Consider the following 24902-nt stretch of genomic DNA (forward strand, 5'->3'; position numbering starts at 1 on the left):
AATGAAGCATATCACAGACATAGCCCTTATCGGTCTCGGCGCGGTCGGCGCGGCTTATCTTACGAGCGTGGCGGATAATTTTCCCGAGTGCCGCATCCGCGTGATCGCCTCCGGGGAGCGCGCGGAGCGGCTTCGCCGCGACGGGATCGTCTACAACGGTAAGCGCTATCTGTTCGACGTCGCGGAGCCGGACGAAGGGACTTCGGCGGGGATGCTTTTCGTTTCGGTCAAGAACGGGCAGCTCGCGGAAGCCATGGAGCAGGCGGCGGCTTTCGTCGGGCCGGATACTGTCATAATATCGCCGCTCAACGGCGTGACGAGCGAGAGGCTGCTCGGCGGGCGTTTCGGCGCGGAGAAAGTTTTATATTCCTACGCGATCAAGCTCGACGCGACGCGCATAGGCTCGGAGACTGTCTGCGGCAACGAGGGCTGGATAGTCTTCGGCGACGCGCGCAACGAACCGGGGCGCTATTCTGAAAACGTCCTCGCGGTCGAGGAATTTTTCAAACGCTCCGGCATCGAGTACGAAATCCCTGAAGATATGATAAAGAGCCTGTGGAAGAAATTCATGATGAACTGCGGGCTGAATCAGACGTCGGCGGTGCTCGGCTTCAGCTACGGCATGATGCAGCGCTCGAAGGAGGCGCGCTCGCTGATGCGCTCCGCGATGGAGGAGGCGGCGTTGGCCGCGCGCTTTATGGCGGGAGTAGAGCTCGGCGAGGCGGAAATGGAAGAGATTTTCCGCACGATGGACATGCTCTCGCCCGACGGCAAGACCTCGATGCTCCAGGACGTAGACGCGCGCCGCGTGACGGAGGTTGACGCCTTCGCCGGAACGGTAGCCGCGACGTCGCGCGAGCATGATTTCGCCGCGCCGGTCAACGAACTGTATCTGCGGCTGATACGCGCGAAGGAGGAGTCGTTCAGGCTGTAAGGCGGCGGCGCTTCGCTCGGCCTCGCCGTCCGGTACGGCGGTTCCGGCCTGAAGACTGCCGGAACGACATAATCTTTGACTATACATCTGCAGCCCCGTGACGTGAATTTTCCGCACGGGGCTGCGTCATGTACGGCTGTTTCCGTTGCCGAGATGCCGCGTCGTCCTGGACGGCGGTTCCCTCAGACAGAACATTTCCGGAACGACGTAATCAAGTTATAGTGAAATCACCAGATTTCCCGTCCGCGCGGCTCGCCCCAGTCGGTTTCTGCCGGGCAACAGCCGCCGCGGTAATTTTGAAACAGCTCCGTTATCGTACGGCGGCGTGAGGTATTTGCTTTTTTCCCGGCTTTGCAGGCGCGTACGCGGGCTTTCGCCTTTCCGGCTTCTTTCATCTCAGAATCTCCGCCGCACGAGGTCCGCGCTCACGTCGAGCTTCATCTCCGTCCTGTCGAGCAGCTCTTTCAGACTTACGTCGTCCGCTATATCGGTGAGAACCATGCGCCCGTAGATGTTCCGCACGACGCAGTATTCCGTGGCTATTACGTCCACGGTCCCACGCCCCGTGAGCGGGAGCGAGCATTTGCGCACGAGCTTGCATTTCCCGTTTTTGTCGAAGTGGCGCGTCGCTGCGTAGACTTTTTTCGCGCCGGCTACGATGTCCATCGCGCCGCCCATGCCCGGGATTCTTTTCTGCGGTATCATCCAGTTCGCTATGCTGCCCTCTCCGTCCACTTCGAGAGCGCCGAGCACCGTGACGTCGATGTGTCCGCCGCGCATTATCGCGAAGCTCAGCTCGGCGGAGATTATCGCGCCGCCGGGCAGCACGCGCACCGGAGCGCCGCCCGCGTCGATGACGCGCAGGTCGTTTTTGTCAGGGTTCGGCCCCGCATTTATCACGCCGTTTTCCGTCTGGAGAATGACGCGCACGCCATCCGGCAGGTAGTCCGGCACGAGCTGCGGTATCCCTATGCCGAGGTTGACGAGCGCGCCGTCTTCGAGCTCCGACGCTATGACGCGCGCTATGCGGACGCGCGCCTCGTTTTCGCTAAGTTCTGGAAGCATATTTTCCCTCCTTCCTGAGTACGAGCGCGTCCACGAATATGCCGGGGGTGACGGCTTCGTCCGGCTCTATCGCGCCTATTGGGACTATCTCGTCCACCTCGGCGATCACGGTTTTCGCAGCCGTCGCCATCGTCGGGTTGAAGTTCCTGTTCGTGCCGAAATAGGTGAGATTTCCAGCTTCGTCGGCAGTGTGCGCCTTTATGAAAGCTATGTCCGCGGTCAGAGCGCGCTCGACTATGTAGCGCCGTCCGTCGAGTTCCAGCGTGTCGCGCCCTTCTTCGTATACGGTGTCGATGCCGGTCGGAGTAAGAACGCCGCCGAGCCCGGCTCCGCCCGCTCGTATGCGCTCGACGAACGTCCCCATCGGTATCAGCTCCACCTTGAGTTCGCCTTTCGTGTAAAGCTCCTGCGTCCGTCTGTTGAGCCCTATGTGCGAGGCTGTGAGCGAGCCGAGCTGCCCGTTCACGACGAGCTTCGCGACGCCGACCGGCTCCGGCTCCTTGTCGTTGTACCAGCTCGTGTCTACACATATAAGATTTATGTCCCGCGTGCCGGCGGCGCAGAGAGCGTCTATAAGCGTGTAGGGCGCGCCGCCGTAGTTGAAGCCGCCGACCATCAGCGACGAGCCGGGCTTTACGAGCGCCGCGGCCTCTTCGGGGCTTAAGACAGGTTTTATAAAAGGTTTCGCCACGTTGCGCCTCCTCTCGAATACTCTATAAGTTTCCCGGCGAAGCCGCGCACTGTCAAGAAAAATCTGCGCGCGCGCCGCGCTTGTGATATTATTGCCCTAAACGGAGGCGATAAAAATATGAAACGTGAGTATCTTCTGTCGATGATAAAGGAGCTTGTCGCGATACCGAGCGTCACCGAGAGCGCGGAGGAGAGCGCGCCGGCTGCGTGGCTCCGCGCGCGGCTCGAAAAGCTGCCGTACTTCGCGCAGAATCCGGAGCGCCTGATAACGGCTGAGACGACGCTCGAAGGTTCGCCGCACGCGCTGAAGTCGCTCGTCGCGCGCGTGGACGCGGCGAAGGAGACGAAGCGCACGGTACTCCTAGTGAGCCATTTCGACGTCGTGGACGTGAGCGTCTACGGCGACGCCGCGCGGCACGCCTTCGACACGGAAGAGCTCGGCAAAATTTTCGGCGCGGACGAAGATACGCTCTACGGGCGCGGCGTCATGGACATGAAGTGCGGCGTGGCGCTTGAAGCCGCGCTTCTCGAAGAGTTCGCGCAGGACAGAGATCTTTTCGGCGTCAACGTCGTCGCCGCCTTCGTAGGAGACGAGGAAAATTCTTCGGCCGGGATGCGCGGCGCTCTGCCGGTCATAACGCGCATGATAGAAGAAGACGGGCTGGAATTCGTCGCGGCCCTCAACACGGAACCGGGAGAGGCGGGAAAATCCGGCCTGGTCGGCCCGATGGTGTTCCTCGGCACGCTTGGCAAGCTCATGCCGAGCTTCTACGTGCGCGGGCGCGGCGCTCACGTCGGCAGCTGCTACGACGGATTTTCCGCGGCTCTCGCCGTATCGCGCCTCGTCTGCGCCGCGGAGGGTAACCGCTGCCTAGCCGACCCGCTTCACGGCGTATGCGAGCCGTCGTGGATATGCCTCGACATGAAAGTCATGCGCGAGACATACAGCGTCACCGTCCCCGACAGGGCCTACGCCTATTTCAACTGCTTCACGACGGGCAACACTCCGGAAAAAGTCATGAACCAGATGAAAGGTCTCGCCGTCCGCGCGCTTGCGGAAACTTCGGAGCAGCACGCGGAGTCGTGCGCGGCTCTGACCGAAATCGGCTACGACGGTTCGCGCTTCGTCCAGTCCGAGCCCGTGGTCTACACGCTCGGCGAACTCGGGGCGATGGCCCGGGCGCGGCGCGGAGACAGATTCGGCGCCGAGCTAGACGATTTTATAAAAAATCTGCCGCCCGGCGACATGCGGGCGCGCGGCATCCGCGTCGTAGACTTTATCGCCGACGCATCTGGCGCGGAAGGCCCGTACGCCGTCTGCTTCTTCCTGCCGCCGTGGATGCCGCCGCGCACCGACTTCACAGGCGACCCGCGCGACAAGAAAGTCGTGGATGCGGCGCGCGCCGTGGAAAAGCTCTGCAAAGAGAAGTACGGCCTCGATATGACCGAGGTCGAGTTATTCGCCGGCCTCTGCGACCTCAGCTACGCCGGAGCGAAAATTTCGGACGGCGACGTGAAAACCCTTTCGGAGAACATGCCGGGCTGGGGCGAGCTGTACAAACTGCCGCTTTCCGAAATGCGCGCGCTCGGCCTGCCGGTGATGAACCTCGGCCCGAGCGGCGAAGCTCCGCACAAAAAGGACGAGCGCCTCTATCTGCGCTACTCGCTCGAGGCGCTGCCCGAGCTTCTGTACGCCGCTGTACGCGAGCTCGCGGAATAAAAAAAGCACGGGGGCCGCGCGGCCCCCTTTTTTACGCCTTTTCGCCGCCCGCGCGAAACGCGCGCGATTTAACAAGAAGCGCGCGCTCTGTGGTACAATTACCACGAAATTGAGAAACATACGGGGGAGAAGAAACAGAAACTATGTACGACGACGATGTTCGAATACGTCTCGCGAAACCCGCAGAGGCCGAAGAGCTGACAGACATAGCCTGGCGCTCCAAAGGCTACTGGGACTATCCGTCAGACGTGATGAACAGATTCCGCGGGCTTCTTACGATAAAGCAGGATTTTGTAGAGGCGAACCCGACATACCTCATCGAGCACGACGACACGGGCGAAAAGCTCGGCTTCTACGCGCTCGAAAAGAAAAACGGCGGCTGGTGGCTGCGCCACATGTGGGTGCTGCCAGAGGAGATAGGCACCGGGCTCGGAGGCAAGCTCTTCTGCCACGCCTGCGAGATAGCCGAGACGATGGGCGCGGAGGAGCTCAACATCCTCTCCGACCCGAACTCCGAAGGCTTCTACCTCCACATGGGTGCGGAGCGCGCCGGCGAGGCCGAGAGCAAAGAAATGCCGGGCTGCACTCAGCCGGTGCTCCGCGTAAAGCTTTAAGATGCTCTATAAATGGCAGGAAAAGGCGCTCGCCGCGATAGAAGGGCGCAGCGCAATACTCTCAGCGCCCACCGGCAGCGGCAAGACGTGGGTCGCCTACATCTGGGCCGGCCTCATGGAGCGCGACGGAACGCCGCGCCTTCCAGAGGGGCGCGTCATCTTCACCGCGCCGATAAAGGCGCTGTCGAACGAGCGCTACCTCGACCTCAAGGGCATGGGGTTCGACGTCGGCCTCGAGACGGGAGACTTCAAGAAAAACGCCGGAGCCTCCGTCCTCTGCTGCACGCAGGAGATATACACGCTCAAATACGCGCATCTTCCGGGCCAGCGCGTCGTCATAGACGAGTTCCACTTCATATTCAACGACCCTGAGCGCGCGCGCGCCTACATCGACGGGCTGCGCGGCACCTCGGACGACAGCCGCATACTCGTCATGTCCGCGACCTTCGGCAATCCGGAGCGCGTGCGCCGCTACCTCGAAGAGATGGCGCGGCGCGACTTCGCGCTCTTCGGGACGAACGACCGCGTCACGAGACTCGTCTACAAACGGCGCGGCACGCGCTTCGCGCAGATACACGACGCGCTCATCTTCGCATTTTCCAAGAAGGGCGTCGAATGGGCCGCGGCTCAGACCGCGAAGACGCGCCGCAAAATAAGCCGCGAAAAGCGCGAGCGGCTGCGCGAGATAGCCGAGATACTCGAAGTCTCAAAGCTGCCCGACACGATGCTGCGCGGCGTCGGCATGTATTTCGGCTCCATGCTGCCGAAGGAAAAGCTGCTCGTCGAGATGGCCTTCCGCGAGCGCATAATAGACGTCGTGGCCGGCACCGACGCCCTCTCGCTCGGCGTCAACCTTCCCGCCGAAAGCGTCATTTTCGCGCAGATGGCGAAATTCATCGACGGCCCGCTGACGCGCAACGAATTTCTTCAGATGGCGGGGCGCGCGGGACGAAAAGGCTTCTTCAACACAGGCTACGTATCCTACATACCGCGCAGCAAATGCGAAAACTTCGACTACGACACCGGGCTGCTCTACCTCGAGACCCTCGACAAGCCGTGCGAAGAGGCGAAGATAAAGCTGCTCCCCGCTATAGGCCGCCTGCTCAAAAACGAGGTGGACGTGGAGACCGAGGCGAAGGTGATAGCCGAATGTTCCATGCCGCGCCGCGGCCTGCGCGCCGTCACGCGCGAGGTCGAGGGCGCGCTGCGCGAGATAACGCAGGCCCTCTCCGCTATAAAGGACCGCCGCGAGCGCTCGCGCGTCCGCACGATACTCGGCGACATATGGAGCGACGAAATGGAGCGCGACGTCAACATAGCCCTCGCGCGCCTCTTCGCGGAGGAGGGCGAGCCCGACGCGCTGAAATGCGCGCAGCTCCTGAAAAAGACGGAGCGCAACTATCTGCAGGCGCTGCTCAAGATAAAGCGCTTCGCGAACCGCCTGCCGGAGCAGTACCGCTTCTCGCATATGGAGCGCGTGGACGAGGCCGTCAACGAGATCGACGGCTCCGTGTTCGGCTTCGAGGACAAGATACGCCAGATAAAGATAACTGAGGAAGCCGAGGGCTGACGCCGGCGCTTTCCGCGCCGCCGCGAACGCGCCGGCCCATCAGATGGTAAAATGGATGAGAGATGAAACGAACGCCGCGCACGCGGCGAAGGAGTGAGCCCCGTGAACTTGGCGGGGATCGCGGCGGCGGCCGTCTGCTTCGTCTGTATAGGTTTATTCCATCCGATCGTCATAATGGCCGAATATCGCTTCTCGGCGCGCTGCTGGCCAGTCTTTCTCGCGGCCGGGGCGCTCTGCATAGCCTCATCGCTGTTCTTTGAGGCGCTGCTCGTCTCCGTAGCGCTCGGCGCGATAGGATGCAGCTGCCTGTGGAGCATAATAGAGCTGAAAGAGCAGGAGCGGCGCGTCGCGCGGGGATGGTTCCCTAAAAATCCAAAACGCGCGGCGAAGGAGAGTCGAGGCGGTGCGGACGGAAAGTGACGCGCGGCGCGGCATACGGCGGCGTCCGTCCTCCGGCGCATGAACTTAGGGGCTGCGTGGGCCGATCCGGCGGCGTTCCGCGAAAGGGGTATGGTTCTGTGAAGGCTTCGATGAAGTTCAAAATTCTAGTAGACGTCGCTATGACGGCGGCGCTTTACTTCTGTATGGCCTACATGCTCGTCGGCGAAGAGGCGCACGAATGGGCCGGGAGCGGCCTCCTCCTGCTCTTCATCCTACACAACGTTCTGAACCGAAGGTGGTACGGCGCGCTCTTCGCAGGACGCTGGACCGCGCTGAGGATTTTCCAGACCGCCGTCAACCTGCTCTGCCTCGTCTCGATGGCCGCCGCGGCAGTCAGCGGCGCCGCGATGTCGCGCTATATCTACGACGTGCCCTTCCTCAGAGACGGCGCGTCGCTCGCGCGCGTCGTCCACATGCTCGCCGCCTACTGGGGCTACTGCTTCATGTCACTGCACCTCGGCCTGCACTGGAGCATGATGATCGGGATGGTCAAGAGCTCGCCGCTCGCCGCGCGCGCGCCGCGCGGAACCGGGGCCGTGATGCGGCTCGCGGGCTTCGCCGCGGCCTGCTTCGGCGTGAGCGCGCTTCTGCGTCAGAATCTGCTCGCTTATATGTTCCTTCGCAGCCAGTTCGTATTTTTCGACTTCGAGCGCCCGCTCGCGCTTTTCTTTCTCGACTATGCCGGAATAATGGCTCTCTGGGTGTGGACGGCCCATTACCTCCGCGCCCTCATGCTCCGCTCCGCGCGCAAAAGTTGACGGGCGAGAAGCCCCGCTGACAGATACGTAAAGCCCCGCGCCGGACTGCGCTGGGCTTTCTTTATACCCGTGAAGCATAGAGCGCTGATAATCCACGGGTATTAGACATTGAGCGGCCGCTAATTTAAGATTTTGTCCGTGAACGGGAGAATTGAGCGAGCGGCATGAACTTCCGCTCGCGGCGCAAAGAGCCGGAACCACTGGGATTTTCACTGACTGCGCGTCCCTTGCCGGCATACGAGAGGATTTTTTGAAGAGGACGCGCGGCCTGCGCGGTTTTACGGAGGTTTTGAAAAAATGACGGCGGGCATGACGAGAAGAGATTTTATAAAAACGATGGGCGCCGCGGGCGGCGCGGCTCTGATGGGCGGAGCCGCACGCGCTGCGGCCGAGGCGGCGGAAAATGTAGCTGCGGACGGAATTTTGAAGGGCGTCTGCGACATACACATACACTGCGCGCCCGACACGAAGCCGCGCTGCACGAGCGAGCTCGGCCTGTCGCGGCGCGCGAAGGCCGCGGGCTGCCGCGCACTGATGTTCAAGTCCAACGACTGGAGCTGCCACGACAGGGCCTATCTCATACGCGAGGCCGTGCCGGGCTTCGAGGTGTTCGGAAGCATCTGTATGAACCGCGTCCACGGCGGCCGCGTCAACGTCTACGCCGCAGAGCAGGCGGTCAAAACGGACGGCGGCCTCTGCCGCTGCATCTGGATGCCGACGCTCGCGGCCGAATATCCTCTGCGCGGCGCGGGCGGAGATTTCCGCGGCATTCCCGTGCTCGACGGGAGCGGCGCGGTGCTGCCCGAGGTCGTGCGCGTCATGGAAATATGCGCGGAGGCAAACATAATTTTCGCGACGGGCCACTGCTCGCCCGACGAGAGCCTGACGCTCGCCGCGAAGGCGAAGGAGGTCGGCGTGCACAAGTTCGTCGTCACACACGTGAACTCGCTGATGTGGAAGATGACGCGCGGCCAGATAGAGCGCGCCGTCGAGCTCGGCGCCTACGTCGAATACTGCTACCTGCCTCGCCTCTGGGGGCCGGGGACAGGCAACCCTGAGTTCGAACGCCAGAGCGCGGAGGAATTCCTGAGCTACGCGCGCACCGTCCCCGAGCGCAGCTTCATATCAACGGACCTCGGACAGCGCGGCAACCCCGACCCGCTCGACGGCATGAGGATGTGCATAGAAGAGCTGACCGCGGCCGGCGTTCCGCAGCGCGACATAGACCTAATGGTGCGCGTCAACCCCGCGCGCCTCATCGGACTGGAATAGACGGAAGGGAAGCGAAAAAATGAACAGACGCGATTTTCTCAAATCGGCGGCGATACTCGGCGCGGCGGGCTCCGTGCTCGGCGGCGGCAAAGCCTTCGCGGCGGAGGCGGCGGCATCGGCCGGCCCCGTGACGAAAGCCCTCAACTACAACCCTAAGATGAACTACCGCCCTATGGGGCGCACTGGCGTAAACGTCTCGGCGCTCGGCTTCGGCCTCCTGCGCCTGCCGATGCTCGCCGACGGCAAAACCGTGGACATGGACCAGAGCGTCGCGATGGTGCGCCGCGCTATAGAAGGCGGCGTAAACTACATCGACACCGGGCGCGTCTACCTCGGCGGGCAGAGCGAGGCGGTCGCGGGCAAAGCGCTCGCTGGAAACTGGCGCGACCGCGTCTACCTCACGTCGAAGGCCGCGTGGTGGATCATGGAGCGCCCCGAAGATTTTGAAAAGCAGTTCGACGAGTCGCGCCGCGCCATGAACACCGACGTGATAGACTTCTACCACATCCACATGATAATGCACCGCGGCTGGCGCGAAAAAGTCATTCCCTACAAACTCATCGACAAGATGATGAAGCTCAAGGAGCAGGGCAAAATACGCTTCGCCGGCTTCTCCTTCCACGACAGGCTCCAGCTATTCAAAGAAGTGCTGGACGCGAACCCGGGCTGGGATTTCTGCCTCATTCAGCACAACTACCTCGACTACGAGTACGAGGCGGGAGTGCTCGGGCCGAAATACGCCGCGGCAAACGGCATGGGCCTCGCCGTGATGAAGCCCGTGCGCACGGGATTCCTCGCCAACCTTCCGCAGTCGATGCGCGACGCGCTGCGCTCGACCGGCGTGACGAAGCCCGACGCCGAATGGGCGCTCGACTACCTCTGGGACATTCCGGAGGTCAGCGTCACGGTCAGCGGCATGGGCTCGATGGCCGACGTCGAGGCCAACCTCGACTACGCGTCGCGCGCGAAGCCGGACATGCTGACCCCAGACGAGCGCGAAGCTCTGGGCCGGGCGATACGCGCCTACCGCGGCACGCCGGGCCACGTTGACTGCACCGGCTGCTACCAGTGCATCCCGTGCCCGCACAACGTCGCCGTCGGCTACATCTTCGCCTACGTCTACAACAACTACCTGCTCCACAGAAACAAAGAGCGCGCTATGTTCGACTACACGACTTCGATGTCCCCGATACAGCGCGGCGCTCCCGCATCCGCCTGCGTAGACTGCGGAGAATGTTTGCCCAAATGCCCGCAGAAGCTCGACATCCCGAAACACCTTAAAGAAGTGGCGGCTGAGTTCGGCTTCTAGCGCTTCGCCCATTTCCATAAAATCATAAAAATGTGCGCCGCTTCCGATAGAGAAAAATCCCGGAAGCGGCGCTTACGCTTGCCGCCGCGGCGGAACAGCCGTGCGCGGACGCGCAGAGCCGGGCGCGCGTGAGCTATGGTTGTTTAATCAACAAAGAGATACAGTTGGTTTCACCGTCATTCCGCGTTTTGACGCGGAGCCCAGTTGCTTTTATCCGACTGAGTCGTAACGTTGTTAAAGCCGCGGGATTCCGCGTCAAGCGCGGAATGGCTATTAGACCGGCTATTTCTCTTTGTTGGCTACCATATATAAAAGAGAAGAGAGAAGCCGCGCGGACTCTCTCTTCTCTTACATTATGCACTTTGCGCCGCTGTGCTGCGCGTTCGTTATTTCTTCTTTCTCAGTACAAGCGGTATCAGCGCAAACAACGCAAGCGCGCCGAATCCTGCGGAACAGCCGCCGCCTCCGCCGCCGGAACTCTGCGGCGTTTCGGGCTCGGGTTCAGGTTCGGGCGTCGGTTCCGGTCCGGTTTCCGCAGCTGTCACCGTCACAGTCACGCTTGCGGTTAAGCCGCCGTCTGCGCTCGTCGCGGTTATCGTCGCGGCGCCCGCGCCGGTGGCTTCGACGGTCGCCGTGCCGTTTCCGTTGTCCGTGATATTCACGATGCCCTCGGACGATGCGCTCCACGTTACGGATTTGTTCGTCGCGTTGGTCGGGGAGTAGATTATGGAGAAGCTCTGCGTATCGCCGATTTTCATCTCGATGTCGTCGGAGGCGGGCGAGAGCGAGATAGACTCAAGCGCGACGTTTGAGACCGTCACGTCGAAGGTGAACGAGACCTCTTCGCCATCAACGGAGTAGGCTAGCAAGCTGTCGTCCGACAGAGCCGAGAGGTCGGTGACGTGCAGCGTCGCCTTCACCGTTATCGTCGCTGTGCCTTCGGCGATTCCCGCTACCGTTATCGTGCCGTTATCGTTGTATGCCGCCGTCGCGACGTTTAGGTTGGAGCTTTCAGCCCGCCCGCCGCGAACCACGCCGCTCGTCTGGTCGAACGCGTCCGAAGGCATGCCGGGGGAGGTGGAGAGCGTAATCGTTGCCGTTCCGCCATGCGCTATCATAGCGTTGTCTATCGACGCGGAGAGAGTTGTGACTACCTTCTGAGCGGCGTCGTCCGTCGTTATCGCAGTAATGCCGCCAGAACTGCCGTCTTTGCCCGCTCCGCTCAGCCCGTTGTTTATGGTCTCGGTCTGAAGGAATCCGCAGTTTTCAACTGTGGGCGAATTAACTGCATACCCCCAGACGCCGCCCACGTCGCCGCCTCCTGTCACATTTCCCAGGTTCATGCAGTCGGTGAGACGTACGCCGGAATTGCACCATCCGACGATTCCTCCGGTAGTTGCGCTGCCGGACACCTCCTCGGTGTTCGTGCAGTTCGTCACTGTACAGCCGTGGCCAAACCCGACTATACCGCCCGTGCCGCCGTCTCCTGTTACCGTGCCGTTGTTCGTACAGTTGGAGACGGTTCCGCTAGTGCAGGCTCCCGCTATTCCGCCGGTGCGCTTGTCGCCCGACACAGCGGCGTTGTTCGTGCAGTTTGTCACCTTAATATAGTTGAAACCGACGATACCTCCGATGTTCAGCCCTCCTCCTGTTACCTTGCCGTTGTTTGTGCAGTTGGAGACGGTACAGCCGTTGTACCCGGCTATCCCGCCGACACGGTCGCCCGCACTGTGTACGACGGCGTTGTTTACGCATCCGCTTATTGAAGTGGCTGCGCCTGTCTCGTCGCTGAGTCCGACGACGCCGCCGGTGTAGGAATCGGTTGCCTGCACGCTGCCGTGAGTCGCGCAGTTTTCTATGACCGCGCCGTTGTTTATATAGCCAGCTATTATGCCGACGTACCTATAGCCTGCTACAGCGTATACACCGCTGCCCGTATCCGCGCCGGCGGTTCTGACGGTCAGGTTCTTCACATTACCGCCGTCTATATTTCCGAAAAGTCCGATGTAATCGTCGTCTGGGCTGTTTATCGACAGGCCGTCTATCGTATACCCGCCGCCGTCGAACGTGCCGGTGTAGCTGTTGGAGCCGTCGCCTATCGGCGTCCAGCCGTATTCCGTACCGCCGTTAGCTGCCGTGAGGTCTATGTCGGCAAGCAGCACGGCGCTCGCGTTCGTGTCCCGAGTTTGCCCGTTCGTGCCGTTGACCACGTCGCTGAAGAATACAAGATGTCCCGCCGTGGAAATCTGATATACGCCGTTCGCGTCCGTCGGCGGAGTTACCGGTTCTATCTCGGCACGCGCGGGCGCGGCGAACGTCATGGCGTAGAGCGCGAATATAAATACGAAGAGTAAAAATGTGGAAAAGTATGAAAACGATCGAAAGTTTAATTTTTTATGGAGGAAGGAGATATGTTTCTTTTTTAGTGAATTTTCGTTTTCTCTCATTTGTTTATTCCTCCTTGCACAATTATTGCAGCTTTCATTTTACATCATGACCGCCGCGAATGTACGACGAAGTTCGCCGCGAACGCGAAATTTTTACAAACATCCGCGCGCGCTGAAGACGCAGGGCGAGTCCGCGTGCCGGAGAACGCTCCGCGCACGTGACGGCGTGTCAGTGCGTCGCGAAAAGTTCCGCGCGCGTGAGGCGAAGCCCCGCGAGTGCGCAACAGCCCGCGCACGTGAGCCGAAAAACCACGCGTGCGCGCCGAAGTTCGCCGTGCGTGCGGGCTTTCCGCACCTGCCCCTTGCATCAGGTGCAAGGGTAGGCTCGCGAAATTTGCGCCCCCTTGCACGTGGTGCAATAGGCCTAACGGACTAGAGACACGCGATCCCGGGTGGACGGTACGCGGGGGCGGAACTGTGCGGCTCGGGTGCTGGAGAGCCGCGGGCGTGCGGCAAAGTCCCGCGTGTGCTCGCCGGACGTCACGCCGCCGATGGGAGCGCGGATTTCACGCGTCGCGTCCGCGGATTTCCGGGCGCCCCGCGCCGCGCGGTAAAAAGCGGCGGGGATGTCCCCGCCGCGTATGCTTGCTAGATTCTGATGAATTTCAGGCTGTTGCCGCGCGATTTGATTATTTTTTCGATGTCGGCGGCGGATATCCAAAGCGTCTCTGTGTTGTCGCAGGGGTGGACGCCGAGGCGCGGGCGGCCGCGCAGGTCTTCGTCCATGAGGACTTCGACGCCGGCGGCGCAGTCGTTGAGCACGCCGAGCGGAGTCACCGCGCCTTTCGTGAGGCCGAGGTGCTCCATGAGGCGGTCTTCCGAGGCGAAGCTGAGACGGCTGCTGCCTATCTGCGCGCGTATCGCCTTTAGGTCGGCGTTCTTCGCTTCGTCGAGGACGACGAGGAAGTGGCGCTTGCCCCTGTCGTCGCGCAGGAAGAGGTTTTTGCATACGTCTTCTATCTTCATGCCCTCTATCTGTTTCATCTCGTCTATGGTGTAGACGGGGCCGTGCTCCATGACTTCGAACTTTATTCCCATCTCAGTCAGCTTGGCTCGGACTTCTTCTTTTGTCAGCGGCATTGCGTTACCTCCCGTGTTGTGCGAAATCACTCAGCATTATAGCCGTATTTTTGTATTTTTCGCTGGACATTCGTGATTCTTTAGTCAAAAATATAATAAAAAATTTTGCGCGAGGGGTGCTGTTTTTGGACTTGAACGACCTTTTACGGGAAATGATGAACCGCGGGCGGCGCGAGTGGACCGAGGGACGCGGCGACAACGGCGAGAGCTGGGACGACGGAGGGCGAAGGCCGCCTGAGATCCGTCTGCCGAAGGTTAAGAAGATATGGTTCGTCATGGGCGGGCTGTTCATCCTCTTTACGATGATCCTTCCGTGGTTCGCGAATTTTATGACCGACCTCTACTGGTTCGAGGCGAACGGCTACGATTCCGTCTTCTGGCGGCGCATCTTCGCGCAGTGGGAACTTTTCGCCGCGGCGCTCGTGCCGGGCTTCGCCGTCTACGCGGTAAACTGGCGCGTCGCGTGGAAGCGCGGCATGACGTTCATGGACGGAGCTGGGGAGCTTCCGCAGTTCCGCCGTATGGGGAAGCTGGTCTTCGCGGCGGCTTTCTTCGTCGCCTTGGTGAACGCGCTGAACGCCGTGGGAATGTGGGACGAGTTCCTGAAATTCCGCAATCCAGCGCCGTTCGGCGAGACCGACCCGCTTTTCGGCATAGACATCGGCTTTTACGTATTTACTCTTCCATTTGTTAAATTCGTGCAGGCTTGGGGGCAGGGCGTCCTCATGCTCGCGCTCGTCGGCTCCTGCGCAGTCTACTTTATGACGCGCGCACTGTCCTTCCAGAACGGGCGGCCCTACGCCGCGCCCGCCGCGCGGCTGCACCTGACGCTGCTCGGCGCTCTGATCCTCGTATTCTGGGGCGCGGGCTACTGGCTTTCGCGCTACGAGCTGCTCTTCTCGCCGACGGGAGTCGTCTGGGGCGCGGGCTACACGGACGCCGGCTTTGTGCTGCCCGCGCTCTCGATATTGGCCTTCGCGATGTTTGCGGCCGCGGTGCTGCTCTGCGTCAACTTCTTCAAGCCGATGTGGAAGCTCTCCGCCGTCATCGTCGGCGCGCTCATAGTCGTCGGCTGGGCCGCGCGCACCGTCGTCCCCGGCGTGGTGCAGCAGTACGTGGTCAAGCCTAACGAGTACGAGCGCGAGAAGACGTACCTCGGCTACCACCTCGACTATACGCGGCGCGGCTTCGGCCTCGACGGAGTCAAGTCCGTCGCATTCTCGCCGGAAAGCGAGGTCACGCCCGCCGAGCTCGCGGCCGACGAGGACACTGTGCGCAACATACGCATGTGGGACTATTCGCCGCTGCTGCGCACTTACCGCCAGCTCCAGGCGATACGCACCTACTATAACTTCAGCGACGTCTACGTGGACCGCTACGATATAGACGGGGCGAGCCGCCAGATAATGATAGGCGTGCGCGGCCTCGACCTCTCGCATCTCCAGAATCCGACGTGGGTCAACACTCACCTCGAATTCACGCACGGCTACGGCGTCGTCATGAACCCGGTCAACGAGATAGCCTCGGGCGGCCTTCCCCACTTCTTTATGAAGGACATCCCGGTCAAGTCGGAAATCGGCATAGAGCTGACGCGCCCGGAGATCTATTTCAGCCCGTCCACGGCGCATGGCTCTTACGTGCTGGTCAAGACGAACGTCAAGGAGTTCGACTACCCGATGGGCGACTCCAACGTCCGCTCCGTCTACGCGGAGGACGGCGGCGTCTCGATAGGCTCGATGTGGCGCAGGCTGCTCTTCACTCTGAGATTCCGCGACACGGAGATACTCTTCACCGGCGCTCTGACGGAGGAGAGCCGCGTGCTGTACAACCGCAACGTGCTGCTCGCCTTCCATAAGGTCGCGCCGTTCCTCATCTACGATATGGACACCTATCCTCTGATACTCGACGGGCGCGTGAAGTGGATGCAGGACGCCTTCACATGGTCGGACCGCTATCCGTATTCCAAGCCTTTCACGACCGGCGACAGGTCGCTCGCGCACTTCGCCGGCGTCAACTACGTGCGCAACAGCGTAAAGGCCGTGGCCGACGCATACACCGGGCGCATGGAGTTCTACGCGGTGGACGAGGACGACCCGATAATCCGCTCGTGGATGAAGATATTCCCCGAGCTGTTCCGTCCGAAAGGCGGAATGTCGGAGAAGCTCTGGGAGCACGCGCGCTATCCGCAGGACCTGTTCGAGGTTCAGACGGACGTCTACTGCACATATCACATGACCGATACGAACACCTACTACAACCGCGAGGACGTCTGGGAGGTCACGCCGAACGGGCGCGAGCGCCGCATCGAACCGAACTACGTGACGATGCGCCTCTGGGGCGAGGAGAAGGCTGAGTTCGCCGTAATCGTGCCGTATATGCCGCTTGGGCGAGACAATCTAATCGGATGGATGGCCGGACGCTGCGACCCCGGAAATTACGGCGAGCTGCTCGTCTATGAATTCCCGAAGCAGAAGCTTATCTACGGCCCGGCTCAGGTCGAGGCGCTCATAGACCAGAATCCGGAAATTTCCGCGCAGCTTTCGCTCTGGAGCCAGAGAGGCTCGGACGTCATACGCGGCGACCTTCTCGTCATACCGATAGGGAAGTCGCTGCTCTACGTGCAGCCGCTCTACCTCAAGGCCGAGACCGGCGAACTGCCTGAGCTTAAGCGCGTCATAGTCTCGACGGGAGGCCGCGTCGCGTGGGCCGACGATTTCGGCGGCGCTCTGAGCAAGCTGATGAAGCAGAAAATCAGCCTGAAAGACGAAGCGCCGAAGCAGGCCGCTCCTTCGTCCTCCGCTTCGGCGGAGACGCAGGCCGCGCACGCGCCGGCGGACATCGCGTCGCTGATAAACGAGGCGCAGCGGCTCTACGACGCTTCGCAGAGCGCGCAGCGCGGCGGAGACTGGGCCGGATACGGCGAGAATATACGCAGGCTCGGCGAGGTGCTCGGACGCATGAGGGAGCTCGGGCTCTAGCGCATGGTCCTGCTCGGCCTCACGGCTCTGCTGATTTCGATAACGTTATGCGCGGTGGGGTATGTCTTCGCCGCCTACGTGATGTTCCGCGTCGGGGAAAAATTCCGCGTCGGGAGGTTCCGAGACTATCTCGTGCCGGTTTGGAACCTGATGCTGATGTGCGACTGCGCCGGGGTGACGCGCCTGACGGCTGCCGGGCTCGCGCTCCCAGCGCCGCTTTTCTGGATAATATGCGCCGCGGGCGCGCCCTCGCTTGAGATTTACGCGGGGCGCGCCCTGGCGGCGCTCTTCGCCTTCTGCTGGGTCTATCTCTGGGGCTCCGCCGCGGAGCGGCTCGGCAAAAACTTCTGGCTGTGGGGCGTGCTCTGCCTGCTCTTCGGCGGCCTCCCCGTGCTTTTCCTAGCTTTCGACGATTCGATGCCGCGCGGCTGACTTACGCCGCGCGCATGAAGCTTTTGACGGAAGAACTTATCACCCGATGAAACGAAATACCCGCGCATAAGCTCCGCGATTCGCGGCGGCCCAGATGTTTTCGCCGTTCAGCGCGCGCGGAGTGTTTCTTTATGCAGTGCGGGCGCGGCAAAAAAGCCGCGGCGTGCCGCGGCTTTTACTTTCCGTGTAATTTTTGCGCGTTTTCGCTTATCCGAGCGACGAGCGCATTTTTCTTATCACTTCGGCCGGGTCGGGCTGTCCGAAGACCGCGTTGCCCGCGACCGCCGCGTCGCAGCCCGCCTCGCATATTTCCGGCGCGTTTTTTACGTTGACTCCGCCGTCCATCTCTATGACGTAGCCGAGGCCGAGCTCTTCGCGGCGCGCCCTGAGCTCCCGCACCTTGCCGAGAGTCTCGGGGATGAACGACTGCCCGCCGTAGCCCGGGTTGACCGACATGACGAGCACGAGGTCCGCCATGTGCAGCACCGGATAGACGAGCGCCGCCGGCGTGCCGGGATTGAGCGCCGCGCCGGCTAGGACGCCGGCGTCCTTTATTTTTTGAAGCACGCGGTGGATGTGCTTGGCGGCCTCCACGTGTACCGAGAGCAGCGACGGTCCGGCGGCGAGGAACATGTCCAGGAAGTCCTCGGCCGGCTCGGCCATTATATGCACGTCGAGGAAAGCCTCCGGATAACGCTTCCGCAGCGCTTTGACTATCGCCGGGCCGTAGGCAAGGTTGGGCACGAAGTGTCCGTCCATGACGTCGATATGGAGCCAGTCGGCCTCGCCCTCGAGCTTTTCTATGCTGCCGGCTACGTCGAGCGCGTCGGCCGAGAGCAGCGACGGCGCTATGAGCATCCTGCGCCCGCGCTTGAGTTCTTCTAATTGTAGCGGTCCTGCCATACGAAGTCGCCTCCGAGATATATCGTGACCCGCGCCTCTCCCGAGTACGGGACGTTCATCGAAATGTATTCGCCGCTTTTCGCCGTGCCGTCTTTCAGCACGCGCGTGCCGTATTCGTCCATGATCTCTATTTTAAGCGAGAGCGGCTTGGCGAGCGGCGGCACCTGATAGCGCACCTTCGCCGTCTTCTGCCCAGCAGCCGGGCGCTGGGCCTGCTGCGGCTTCGGCTGCGCCTGCGGCTGCTGCGCGGTTTGAGCCGGGACTTCGGCAGGCGGAGTCTGCACCTGCGGCTGAGACGGCTGCTCCGAGGCCTGCGTTTCGCCGCTTGGAGGTATCTTCGTCGGTATCGTCACAGGCTTGGTTTCCTTTATGACGACCTTGCGGACGGCCTCGGCCCTCGCCTGATCCTGATCCGCGACCGGCGGCGCCTCGGCTGAAGGCGCGTCGCTGGGAAGCGGGGCGCGCGCGAAGGTTATGCTGACGAGCGAACCGACAGGCACGCGGCTTCCGGCCTTAGGGCGTGACGAGAGCACGCTGCCGGCCGGCACGGAATCGGACGGGGCTTCTCCCGTCTGCCCGAGGCGCAGGCCGAGCTGCTCTATCATGTCGATAGCGTCCTGCTGTCCGTAGCCGCGAAGGTCCGGCACGGATACGAAGGAGTTTTCCCCTTTCGCTCCGCTGCTGACGAGCAGAGTCACCATGCAGTTCGACGAGACGCGCTGCGGCGCGGCGGGGTTCTGCGCGATGACCGTGCCGGACGGAGTGAGCTTGTCCGTCACGCGCACGACCTTGTCCACCTTGAAGCCGGATTCGCTGAGCAGTTTCACGCCCTCCTCGAACTTTAGGCCGCGCACGTCCGGTATCGCATGGGCCGCGCCGCCCTTGCTGACGCGCAGCAGGACGACTTTGCCCTTAGAGACTTTCTCTCCGGCGCTCAGGTTCTGCGAGACGACCGTGTCCTCGGGAGCGGACGCCTCTACCCTGTCCACCTTCGCGAGCAGGCCGCGCGTCTGAAGCGCGTTGAGCGCGTCGACTAGCTGCATCCCTGTGACGCCGGGAACGTCCACGTTTTTGTCCTCGACGAAGACCATCTTAACGCCGAGATAGGCGCAGCCGACTATCACGAGGAAGGCCACGATCATCCCCCAGCGGTGTATCTTTCCCATTTATTCTACCTCCGCGGCGCTGTGGCGGCGCTTCGCGAGCATCGCCATGTAAAATCCGTCAACCCACGGCAGCGCCGGCATTATCACGGTGCCGTACGGCTTGCCCCTGCGCATGAACTCGGCGCGGCGCTCTATCGGGAGCTCGACGAGCTCAGGATGACGGCTCATCACGTCGGCTACGATCTTTTCGTTCTCGGCGCGGAACAGGCTGCACGTGCTGTACATGAGCACGCCGCCGGGCGCGAGCAACGTCGCAGCGCGCTCGAGCAGCGCGCGCTGGAGCTTGCCGTTCTCCTCCACCTGTTCGGGCGAGATGCGCCATTTCGCCTCCGGGTGCCTTCCCCACGTGCCGCTGCCGGAACACGGCGCGTCGAGCAGTATCGTGTCCGGCGCTTCGTCCGGCTTGAGCGTCAGCGAGTCGCCGCATTTGAATTTCACGCGGTCTTCCGCGCGCATACGCATCATCTCGAACTTCGCCGATTTTATCTTCGGCTCGGAAACATCCCACGCCTCTATGCGTGCGCCGCGCATTATATCCGCCAGCTGCCCCGTCTTGACGCCGCGTCCGCAGCACATGTCGAGCACGTATCCGCCTTCCGAGCGCTTCGCGATAGTCTCTGCGGCGAGCATCGATGATTCGCTCTGCGGCATTATCTTACCCTCGCCGAAGCCGGGAAGCTCCAGCGGGAACGGATTCGCCGCGGTGCGCACTGAGCGCTCCAGGAAAGGCGAAGCCCAGGCGCGGCGGCCCGAGGAATTGTACTCGGCTATATATTCGTCCCTGTCGGCGTCCCGCGAAAGGCGCAGCGAGAGATATGTCTTCATGCCGCTGCCCTTCACGAGCTTTTTGGCCTCCTGTATGGAAAGGTCCTTGGACCACTGCGCGGCGGCCCAGCCCGGCACGCCCCAGTAGAGCGCCTGGTCGCGTAAGGCACCGCTCTTCTTAAGGCCGTCCAGGAATCTCGGGTATTCGTCGGCGACGGTATGCAGAACTGCGTTGACGAGGCCGACGTCCTTCTGCCCGCCGTTCGTCTTTATGGCCTGCACAAGGCCGTTTATGAGCACCGGAAGGGCGAAATGGCGCAGCTCGACGATGCCGGCTATCCCTAACATCAGCGCGTTCCACGTGAGCGGAGGAAGCTCGCGCGGATTGCGCTTGCAGTACTTTATCAGCATCGTCTTCCAAAGGCTCTGACGCCGCAGGGTACAATAGAGCAGCGTGGCGGCGAGCTTCCTGTCGCCTGGCGCGATCTCCTGATACACCTTGCGCAGGGCCTCCGAGGCGAACGCGCCGCCGCGCACCTCTCCGTAAACTGAAAGCGCGGCTTCAAGTCCTCTCATGTTCTCAACCCCTTACCGCGCGCAGCGCGCGCGTCTTTCTCTCATTTTATTATTTTATATCATACAGGCGTAAAATCGCCGGTCTTCTGCGACCGGCGATAAAAATCGAACGTTTTCTGAAATCTCCCGCGCAGCGGGAGCTTCGGCGCTACTCGTCGCGGTTCATCCCGCGCAGCGCAACGAGCCTCACAAGCTGCAGCACGGTCATTACGAGAGCGGCGACGTATGTCAGAGCCGCCGCGTCAAGCACGGCCTTCGCTCCGCCGATCTCCTGCTGCGACAGGATGTTCGTCTCGCGCAGCATGCGCAGAGCGCGCGCGCTCGCATCGAACTCAAGCGGCAGCGTCACGAGATGGAAGACGAGGACGCCGCAGAAGAGCAGTATCCCGAGGTTCAGCAAGTTCAGCGACCCTATGATGAGGCCGATGAAGAAGAGCGGCATCGACGCCGCAGAGCAGAGCTGGACGGCGGGGACTATCGCGTTGCGGAACTTGAGGAAACCGTAGTTCTCCTTGTCCTGCACCGCGTGCCCCACCTCGTGCGCAGCGACGCCTATCGCCGCTATACTGCGGCTGGCGTTGACGCTGTCCGAGAGGCGCAGCACCTTCGCGCGCGGGTCGTAATGGTCGGAAAGCTCGCCCGGCACGCGCTCGATGCGCACGCCGGAGAGGCCGTTCCTGTCGAGCAGCCTGCGCGAGACCTCCTCGGCGGAAAGGCCGCTCATGGCCCGCACCTCGCTGTATTTCGCAAAAGCGCCCTTCACCTTGAACTGCGCCCAGAACGAGAGCAGCAGCGCCGGAATCAGCAGAATCATAGTCGGGTCAAAAAACGGATAGAACATCCGCACACCTCCATTGTCAATTCGTATCGGAGTCCATTATATGATAAATTTAGCGTCCTCTACGCATTCTTTGCGTAAAAACCGGCAATTTCGCTCACTATACGCTCCTGCTCCTCGGGCAGAAGCTCAGGGAACATCGGAAGCGCGAGCACGTCGTCCGCAAGCGCCTCTGCGGTCGGGAAATCACCCTTCTTGTAGCCGAGATATGCGAAGCAGTGCTGGAGATGGAGCGGCAGCGGATAGTAGACGCGCGTAGTAACGCCGCGCTCAGCCAGATACTTCTGAAGCTCGTCGCGCCGCTTGGCGCGCACGACGTACTGATGATAGACGTGGCGTCCGCCCGCGAGCTCGACCGGCGGCTTGATGAAGTCGAGCAGCCCCTTCTCGCCGAACAGCAGCATATAGCGGCCCGCGACGATGCGGCGCTCCTCGTTCCACCCCTCGAGATGACGCAGGCGTACGCGAAGTATCGCGGCCTGCAGCGCGTCGAGACGGCTGTTGATGCCTACCTCGTCGTGGAAATAGGTAGTCCCCGCGCCGTGGACGCGCAGGCGGCGTATCCTCTGAGCCAGCTCCTCGTCGTCGGCTATCGATACCATGCCGCCGTCACCGTAGCAGCCGAGATTCTTCGTCGGGAAGAAGGAGAAGCAGCCCATCCTGCCGACCGAACCGCTGCGCGCGACGCGTCCGTCTATCATGCGGTGCGCGCCTATAGCCTGCGCGCAGTCCTCTACGAGAGCGATATTGCGCGAAGCCAGCTCGTCCTTTATCTCCTCAAGCGGGCACATCTGCCCGAAGAGGTGGACCGGCAGCACCGCCTTCGTGCGCGGAGTTATCTTCGCGAGAATATCCTCGGACTTTATGTTGTAGGTAGCCGGATCCACGTCGGCAAAAACCGGCGTCGCGCCGCAGCGCGTGATGCAGCTCACAGTCGCGAAGAAGGTAAACGGGGTCGTTATGACCTCGTCGCCCGGCTTAAGGTCTAGCGCCATCATCGCCAGTACGAGCGAATCCGTACCGGAGGCGCAGCCGACTGTGTTCTTCACCTCAAGATAGGCGGCAAGCTCGCGCTCGAGCGCCTCGACCTCTGGGCCGAGAATGAAATGCTGAGTCTCGAGCACGCGAAGCACCGCGACGTTGATCTCCTCTTTCACGCGCGCGTAGTTTCTCGTAAGGTCGAACGAAGGTATATTCGTCATGTTAGGCATAGCTTTGGGCTCCCCTCTACTCCTTCGCCTTGGCGGCGGCCTCGGCGAACTTCGTGCGTATGCGGCGCAGATGCTCCTTCATAAGCTCCTGAGCGCCGATCCTGTCCCTCTGGGCGATCGCGCGGAGAATCGCGCGGTGCTCGCCGGAGGAATCGTTGTCAAACTCTACGAACTTGCTGTAAAAATAAATATAGACGTTGGTGCGCTGTATTATATTGTCCACATACTCGCTGAGGACGTAGTTCTTTCCCGCCTCCGAGATTACGCGGTGAAAAGCCGAATTAGCCGCGAGCGCCGCCTCGCGGTCTCCGCTCTCGAAAGCCGCGTCGCCCTCGCGCACGAGGCCGTCGAGCTTCTCGAGCATCCTCTTGTCCAGCCCGGCTCGGCACGCGAGCTCGACGCTCATATTCTCAAGATACTCGCGGACCGCATAGGCGTTTTCCATCTCGTGCGCAGTAGGCGAAGCCACGCGCGCGCCGCTGTTCGGCACAATCTTAACGAGCCCCTCGTTCGCGAGCCTGCGGAGCGCCTCGCGCACAGGCGTGCGGCTGACTCCCATCTCGTTCGCAATCTTCACCTCAAGAAGCCTCTGAGCAGGCTTCAGTTCGCGATTCAAAATTTTACCGCGAAGATCCATATATACGGAATCCGACGAGGTGTTGTACATCCGATGCTGCATTCTCAAAACATCCCCCTAAAGCTGACGCGCACGCCCGCGTGAGCGCGCGCTGTAGAACAAACACAACTAACAATCTTAGCATAAAAATCCGCTCGCGCAACAAAATAGGCCGTAAATCATGCGCCGAAAAGTTTTTTGACAGCCGCGCCGCAGGGCCGTAAAATATCGGCATGAACAAAAGACTTATCGTACTGCTGCTCTCAATATCAACGATCGTCGCATACGGCTACGCGCTCGGCGGACTCGGAAGCTACGCGATGGGCGTGCCGAAGCCCGTGCCGATCGCCGCGGGGCTGACCTCCGGCACGATCTTCGCAGCCGCCGCGCTGAAATTATGGAAAAGCTACCTCGACGAGCTGGAACGCGAACGCGCCGAACTAGAAACAAAACGCGCGAAAAATCCCGAAAATTCGGAGAAAGAGGCATAAGACCACATCGCGCCACAGCTTCGCCGAAATCCCGCGCGACGCGCGGCGCTTCCGCCGACACACCGCTGTCGCCCCCGCTCGGCGCCGGACGCCGCGGCTAGGCTCGCAACGCCTGAATTTACGCGGCGTCCGTGAATGCGGCAAACGCGCGCACAATTCAAGCCGCGAGCAAACTCCCTAGCGAAACAACCGGCGGACGCGGACTTTTCCCAAACGCAGGCGCCGTCGCTGAAGGCTTGGCCGGCTCCGGTGCCGCGTGAAAAACCATAAAATTTCGCTGTTCCGCCCTCCGAAATGAACGCGGCGTTATGAAGTGTATGGATTCGATTGATAATGCTATTGTATTCTGTCTCTCAAGTTAATCAGCAAAAAGTCGAAAGGACTCCCGGCGCAGGGAGGAGATTCTTGTAAATAATCAGAACTACCGGCTGAGCCGGTAGTTTGTCCCAGCCCTATAAGGGCATATTACCGACAGCTCTAAACGAGCTTGAAAATCCGCCAACCGCACCACTTTCCCGGGCGGCTCCTAAAGGAGCTTACCGGGAATCTTTTTTGCCTGCGTCCACCGGCTTACCCGTAAACGGGTCTATTGGCTCAAACAAACTCAGCAGGTCGGCTTGATAGCCCTCTTTCAGCTGATTCCTGATATATTCCGCTATTTTCTTCTGGCTGCGTCCTACTGTGTCTACGTAATATCCCCTACACCAGAAATGCCTGTTGCCGTATTTGTATTTCATGTGAGCAGATTTATCGAATATCATAAGAGAACTCTTGCCCTTCAGATACCCCATGATTTGCGATACGCTATTCTCGCAGAGAGTTCTTAAAATCTTTTCAATCTCAGTTTTCAACCTTCCGTAGATAATCTATCTTCTAAATTTCGGAACGAATACTATATGATATTTGCAATATAATATAAAGCGAGAGAATAAAGCGAGAGAGGGACGGCCTAAGGCCGTCCCTCTCTCATTCAACTAATTCCGGCGCCGTCCTACTCTCCCACGGATACCCTCCGCAGTACCATCG

21 protein-coding genes and 2 pseudogenes are annotated in these 24902 nt (G+C 61.1%); 12 read left to right on the forward strand and 11 right to left on the reverse strand.

The window, feature by feature from the left end; all coding sequences use genetic code 11:
• The first annotated feature begins 1 nt into the window (after nt 1).
• Complete coding sequence (locus B5F39_RS01460) at nt 2-934, forward strand: 2-dehydropantoate 2-reductase (protein WP_087363101.1); 933 nt, start codon at nt 2-4, stop codon at nt 932-934.
• Nucleotides 935-1330: 396 nt separating this feature from the next.
• Here B5F39_RS01460 and B5F39_RS01465 read toward each other — a convergent pair whose 3' ends face one another.
• Together B5F39_RS01465 and B5F39_RS01470 are read right to left on the reverse strand one after the other, a co-directional pair.
• Nucleotides 1331-1999, reverse strand: coding sequence for a 3-oxoacid CoA-transferase subunit B (locus tag B5F39_RS01465; RefSeq protein ID WP_087363103.1), 669 nt, complete (start codon nt 1997-1999; stop codon nt 1331-1333).
• Nucleotides 1983-2690 (reverse strand): 3-oxoacid CoA-transferase subunit A, encoded by a 708-nt coding sequence (locus B5F39_RS01470; protein WP_204245007.1) that lies wholly within the window; start codon nt 2688-2690, stop codon nt 1983-1985. Before B5F39_RS01470 ends, B5F39_RS01465 begins: the two co-directional genes overlap by 17 nt.
• A gap of 117 nt (nt 2691-2807) precedes the next feature.
• Here B5F39_RS01470 and B5F39_RS01475 point away from each other — a divergent pair, with 117 nt between their 5' ends.
• From B5F39_RS01475 to B5F39_RS01505, 8 genes and pseudogenes are all read left to right on the forward strand, one after another.
• The gene (locus tag B5F39_RS01475; RefSeq protein ID WP_087363105.1) at nt 2808-4409 is read left to right on the forward strand and encodes a M20/M25/M40 family metallo-hydrolase; all 1602 of its coding nucleotides are present in this window, start codon (nt 2808-2810) and stop codon (nt 4407-4409) included.
• Between the two features lie 143 nt (nt 4410-4552).
• A complete protein-coding gene (locus B5F39_RS01480) occupies nt 4553-5023 on the forward strand; it encodes a GNAT family N-acetyltransferase (protein ID WP_087363106.1) in 471 nt (156 codons plus the stop codon).
• Nucleotide 5024: 1 nt separating this feature from the next.
• The gene (locus tag B5F39_RS01485) at nt 5025-6593 is read left to right on the forward strand and encodes a DEAD/DEAH box helicase (RefSeq protein ID WP_087363108.1); all 1569 of its coding nucleotides are present in this window, start codon (nt 5025-5027) and stop codon (nt 6591-6593) included.
• 102 nt (nt 6594-6695) lie between these two features.
• A complete protein-coding gene (locus B5F39_RS01490; protein WP_087363110.1) occupies nt 6696-7013 on the forward strand; it encodes a DUF4491 family protein in 318 nt (105 codons plus the stop codon).
• A gap of 98 nt (nt 7014-7111) precedes the next feature.
• Nucleotides 7112-7792 (forward strand): DUF4405 domain-containing protein, encoded by a 681-nt coding sequence (locus B5F39_RS01495; RefSeq protein WP_204245008.1) that lies wholly within the window; start codon nt 7112-7114, stop codon nt 7790-7792.
• A gap of 297 nt (nt 7793-8089) precedes the next feature.
• Entirely contained in the window at nt 8090-9064 is a 975-nt protein-coding gene (locus B5F39_RS01500; RefSeq protein ID WP_143330610.1) for a DUF6282 family protein, read from the forward strand.
• An 18-nt stretch (nt 9065-9082) separates the two neighbouring features.
• Nucleotides 9083-9136 (forward strand): annotated as a pseudogene (locus B5F39_RS14705) (twin-arginine translocation signal domain-containing protein); the annotation flags it as partial.
• Between the two features lie 100 nt (nt 9137-9236).
• Nucleotides 9237-10373: an aldo/keto reductase gene (locus B5F39_RS01505; RefSeq protein ID WP_343217565.1), complete on the forward strand. Its 1137-nt coding sequence runs from the start codon at nt 9237-9239 to the stop codon at nt 10371-10373.
• Between the two features lie 386 nt (nt 10374-10759).
• Here B5F39_RS01505 and B5F39_RS01510 read toward each other — a convergent pair whose 3' ends face one another.
• Together B5F39_RS01510 and B5F39_RS01515 are read right to left on the reverse strand one after the other, a co-directional pair.
• Entirely contained in the window at nt 10760-12820 is a 2061-nt protein-coding gene (locus B5F39_RS01510) for a Synerg-CTERM sorting domain-containing protein (protein ID WP_087363175.1), read from the reverse strand.
• Between the two features lie 588 nt (nt 12821-13408).
• Nucleotides 13409-13900, reverse strand: a complete 492-nt coding sequence (locus B5F39_RS01515; protein WP_087363112.1) for a prolyl-tRNA synthetase associated domain-containing protein — start codon at nt 13898-13900, stop codon at nt 13409-13411.
• 125 nt (nt 13901-14025) lie between these two features.
• On the opposite strand from B5F39_RS01515, the gene B5F39_RS01520 reads away from it, so the two are divergent.
• Together B5F39_RS01520 and B5F39_RS01525 are read left to right on the forward strand one after the other, a co-directional pair.
• Nucleotides 14026-16878: a UPF0182 family protein gene (locus B5F39_RS01520; RefSeq protein ID WP_087363115.1), complete on the forward strand. Its 2853-nt coding sequence runs from the start codon at nt 14026-14028 to the stop codon at nt 16876-16878.
• Nucleotides 16879-16881: 3 nt separating this feature from the next.
• Entirely contained in the window at nt 16882-17310 is a 429-nt protein-coding gene (locus B5F39_RS01525; protein ID WP_087363117.1) for a hypothetical protein, read from the forward strand.
• A 207-nt stretch (nt 17311-17517) separates the two neighbouring features.
• On the opposite strand, the gene rpe is transcribed toward B5F39_RS01525, so the two are convergent.
• From rpe to B5F39_RS01555, 6 genes are all read right to left on the reverse strand, one after another.
• A complete protein-coding gene (gene rpe, locus B5F39_RS01530; RefSeq protein ID WP_087363120.1) occupies nt 17518-18213 on the reverse strand; it encodes a ribulose-phosphate 3-epimerase in 696 nt (231 codons plus the stop codon).
• Entirely contained in the window at nt 18192-19379 is a 1188-nt protein-coding gene (locus tag B5F39_RS01535; protein WP_087363121.1) for a PASTA domain-containing protein, read from the reverse strand. The genes rpe and B5F39_RS01535 overlap by 22 nt, the downstream gene beginning before the upstream one ends.
• Entirely contained in the window at nt 19380-20720 is a 1341-nt protein-coding gene (locus B5F39_RS01540) for an RsmB/NOP family class I SAM-dependent RNA methyltransferase (protein ID WP_087363123.1), read from the reverse strand.
• Nucleotides 20721-20868: 148 nt separating this feature from the next.
• On the reverse strand, nt 20869-21561 hold the full coding sequence (locus B5F39_RS01545; RefSeq protein ID WP_087363126.1) for a zinc metallopeptidase: 693 nt from the start codon (nt 21559-21561) through the stop codon (nt 20869-20871).
• 59 nt (nt 21562-21620) lie between these two features.
• Complete coding sequence (locus tag B5F39_RS01550; protein WP_162608295.1) at nt 21621-22760, reverse strand: DegT/DnrJ/EryC1/StrS family aminotransferase; 1140 nt, start codon at nt 22758-22760, stop codon at nt 21621-21623.
• A 25-nt stretch (nt 22761-22785) separates the two neighbouring features.
• Nucleotides 22786-23448 carry a GntR family transcriptional regulator gene (locus B5F39_RS01555; protein ID WP_343217563.1) on the reverse strand — a complete coding sequence of 221 codons (663 nt, stop codon included), beginning with the start codon at nt 23446-23448 and terminating at the stop codon, nt 22786-22788.
• Between the two features lie 170 nt (nt 23449-23618).
• Here B5F39_RS01555 and B5F39_RS01560 point away from each other — a divergent pair, with 170 nt between their 5' ends.
• Nucleotides 23619-23876 (forward strand): hypothetical protein, encoded by a 258-nt coding sequence (locus tag B5F39_RS01560; RefSeq protein ID WP_087363131.1) that lies wholly within the window; start codon nt 23619-23621, stop codon nt 23874-23876.
• A gap of 536 nt (nt 23877-24412) precedes the next feature.
• Here the strand turns inward: B5F39_RS01560 and tnpA are convergent.
• A pseudogene (tnpA, locus tag B5F39_RS01565) lies at nt 24413-24793 on the reverse strand (IS200/IS605 family transposase).
• Between the last annotated feature and the right edge of the window lie 109 nt (nt 24794-24902).

Origin of the sequence: Cloacibacillus sp. An23 (assembly GCF_002159945.1) — a bacterium.
Lineage (GTDB): Bacteria > Synergistota > Synergistia > Synergistales > Synergistaceae > Caccocola.

Bases quoted from the DNA above. Each gene is read 5' to 3' on its own strand.
- B5F39_RS01460 (WP_087363101.1), top strand. From the start codon at position 2: ATGAAGCATATCACAGACATAGCCCTTATCGGTCTCGGCGCGGTCGGC.
- B5F39_RS01465 (WP_087363103.1), bottom strand. From the start codon at position 1,999: ATGCTTCCAGAACTTAGCGAAAACGAGGCGCGCGTCCGCATAGCGCGC.
- B5F39_RS01475 (WP_087363105.1), top strand. From the start codon at position 2,808: ATGAAACGTGAGTATCTTCTGTCGATGATAAAGGAGCTTGTCGCGATA.
- B5F39_RS01480 (WP_087363106.1), top strand. From the start codon at position 4,553: ATGTACGACGACGATGTTCGAATACGTCTCGCGAAACCCGCAGAGGCC.
- B5F39_RS01485 (WP_087363108.1), top strand. From the start codon at position 5,025: ATGCTCTATAAATGGCAGGAAAAGGCGCTCGCCGCGATAGAAGGGCGC.
- B5F39_RS01500 (WP_143330610.1), top strand. From the start codon at position 8,090: ATGACGGCGGGCATGACGAGAAGAGATTTTATAAAAACGATGGGCGCC.
- B5F39_RS01505 (WP_343217565.1), top strand. From the start codon at position 9,237: ATGGGGCGCACTGGCGTAAACGTCTCGGCGCTCGGCTTCGGCCTCCTG.
- B5F39_RS01510 (WP_087363175.1), bottom strand. From the start codon at position 12,820: ATGAGAGAAAACGAAAATTCACTAAAAAAGAAACATATCTCCTTCCTC.
- B5F39_RS01515 (WP_087363112.1), bottom strand. From the start codon at position 13,900: ATGCCGCTGACAAAAGAAGAAGTCCGAGCCAAGCTGACTGAGATGGGA.
- B5F39_RS01525 (WP_087363117.1), top strand. From the start codon at position 16,882: ATGGTCCTGCTCGGCCTCACGGCTCTGCTGATTTCGATAACGTTATGC.
- rpe (WP_087363120.1), bottom strand. From the start codon at position 18,213: ATGGCAGGACCGCTACAATTAGAAGAACTCAAGCGCGGGCGCAGGATG.
- B5F39_RS01535 (WP_087363121.1), bottom strand. From the start codon at position 19,379: ATGGGAAAGATACACCGCTGGGGGATGATCGTGGCCTTCCTCGTGATA.
- B5F39_RS01540 (WP_087363123.1), bottom strand. From the start codon at position 20,720: ATGAGAGGACTTGAAGCCGCGCTTTCAGTTTACGGAGAGGTGCGCGGC.
- B5F39_RS01545 (WP_087363126.1), bottom strand. From the start codon at position 21,561: ATGTTCTATCCGTTTTTTGACCCGACTATGATTCTGCTGATTCCGGCG.
- B5F39_RS01550 (WP_162608295.1), bottom strand. From the start codon at position 22,760: ATGACGAATATACCTTCGTTCGACCTTACGAGAAACTACGCGCGCGTG.
- B5F39_RS01555 (WP_343217563.1), bottom strand. From the start codon at position 23,448: ATGCAGCATCGGATGTACAACACCTCGTCGGATTCCGTATATATGGAT.
- B5F39_RS01560 (WP_087363131.1), top strand. From the start codon at position 23,619: ATGAACAAAAGACTTATCGTACTGCTGCTCTCAATATCAACGATCGTC.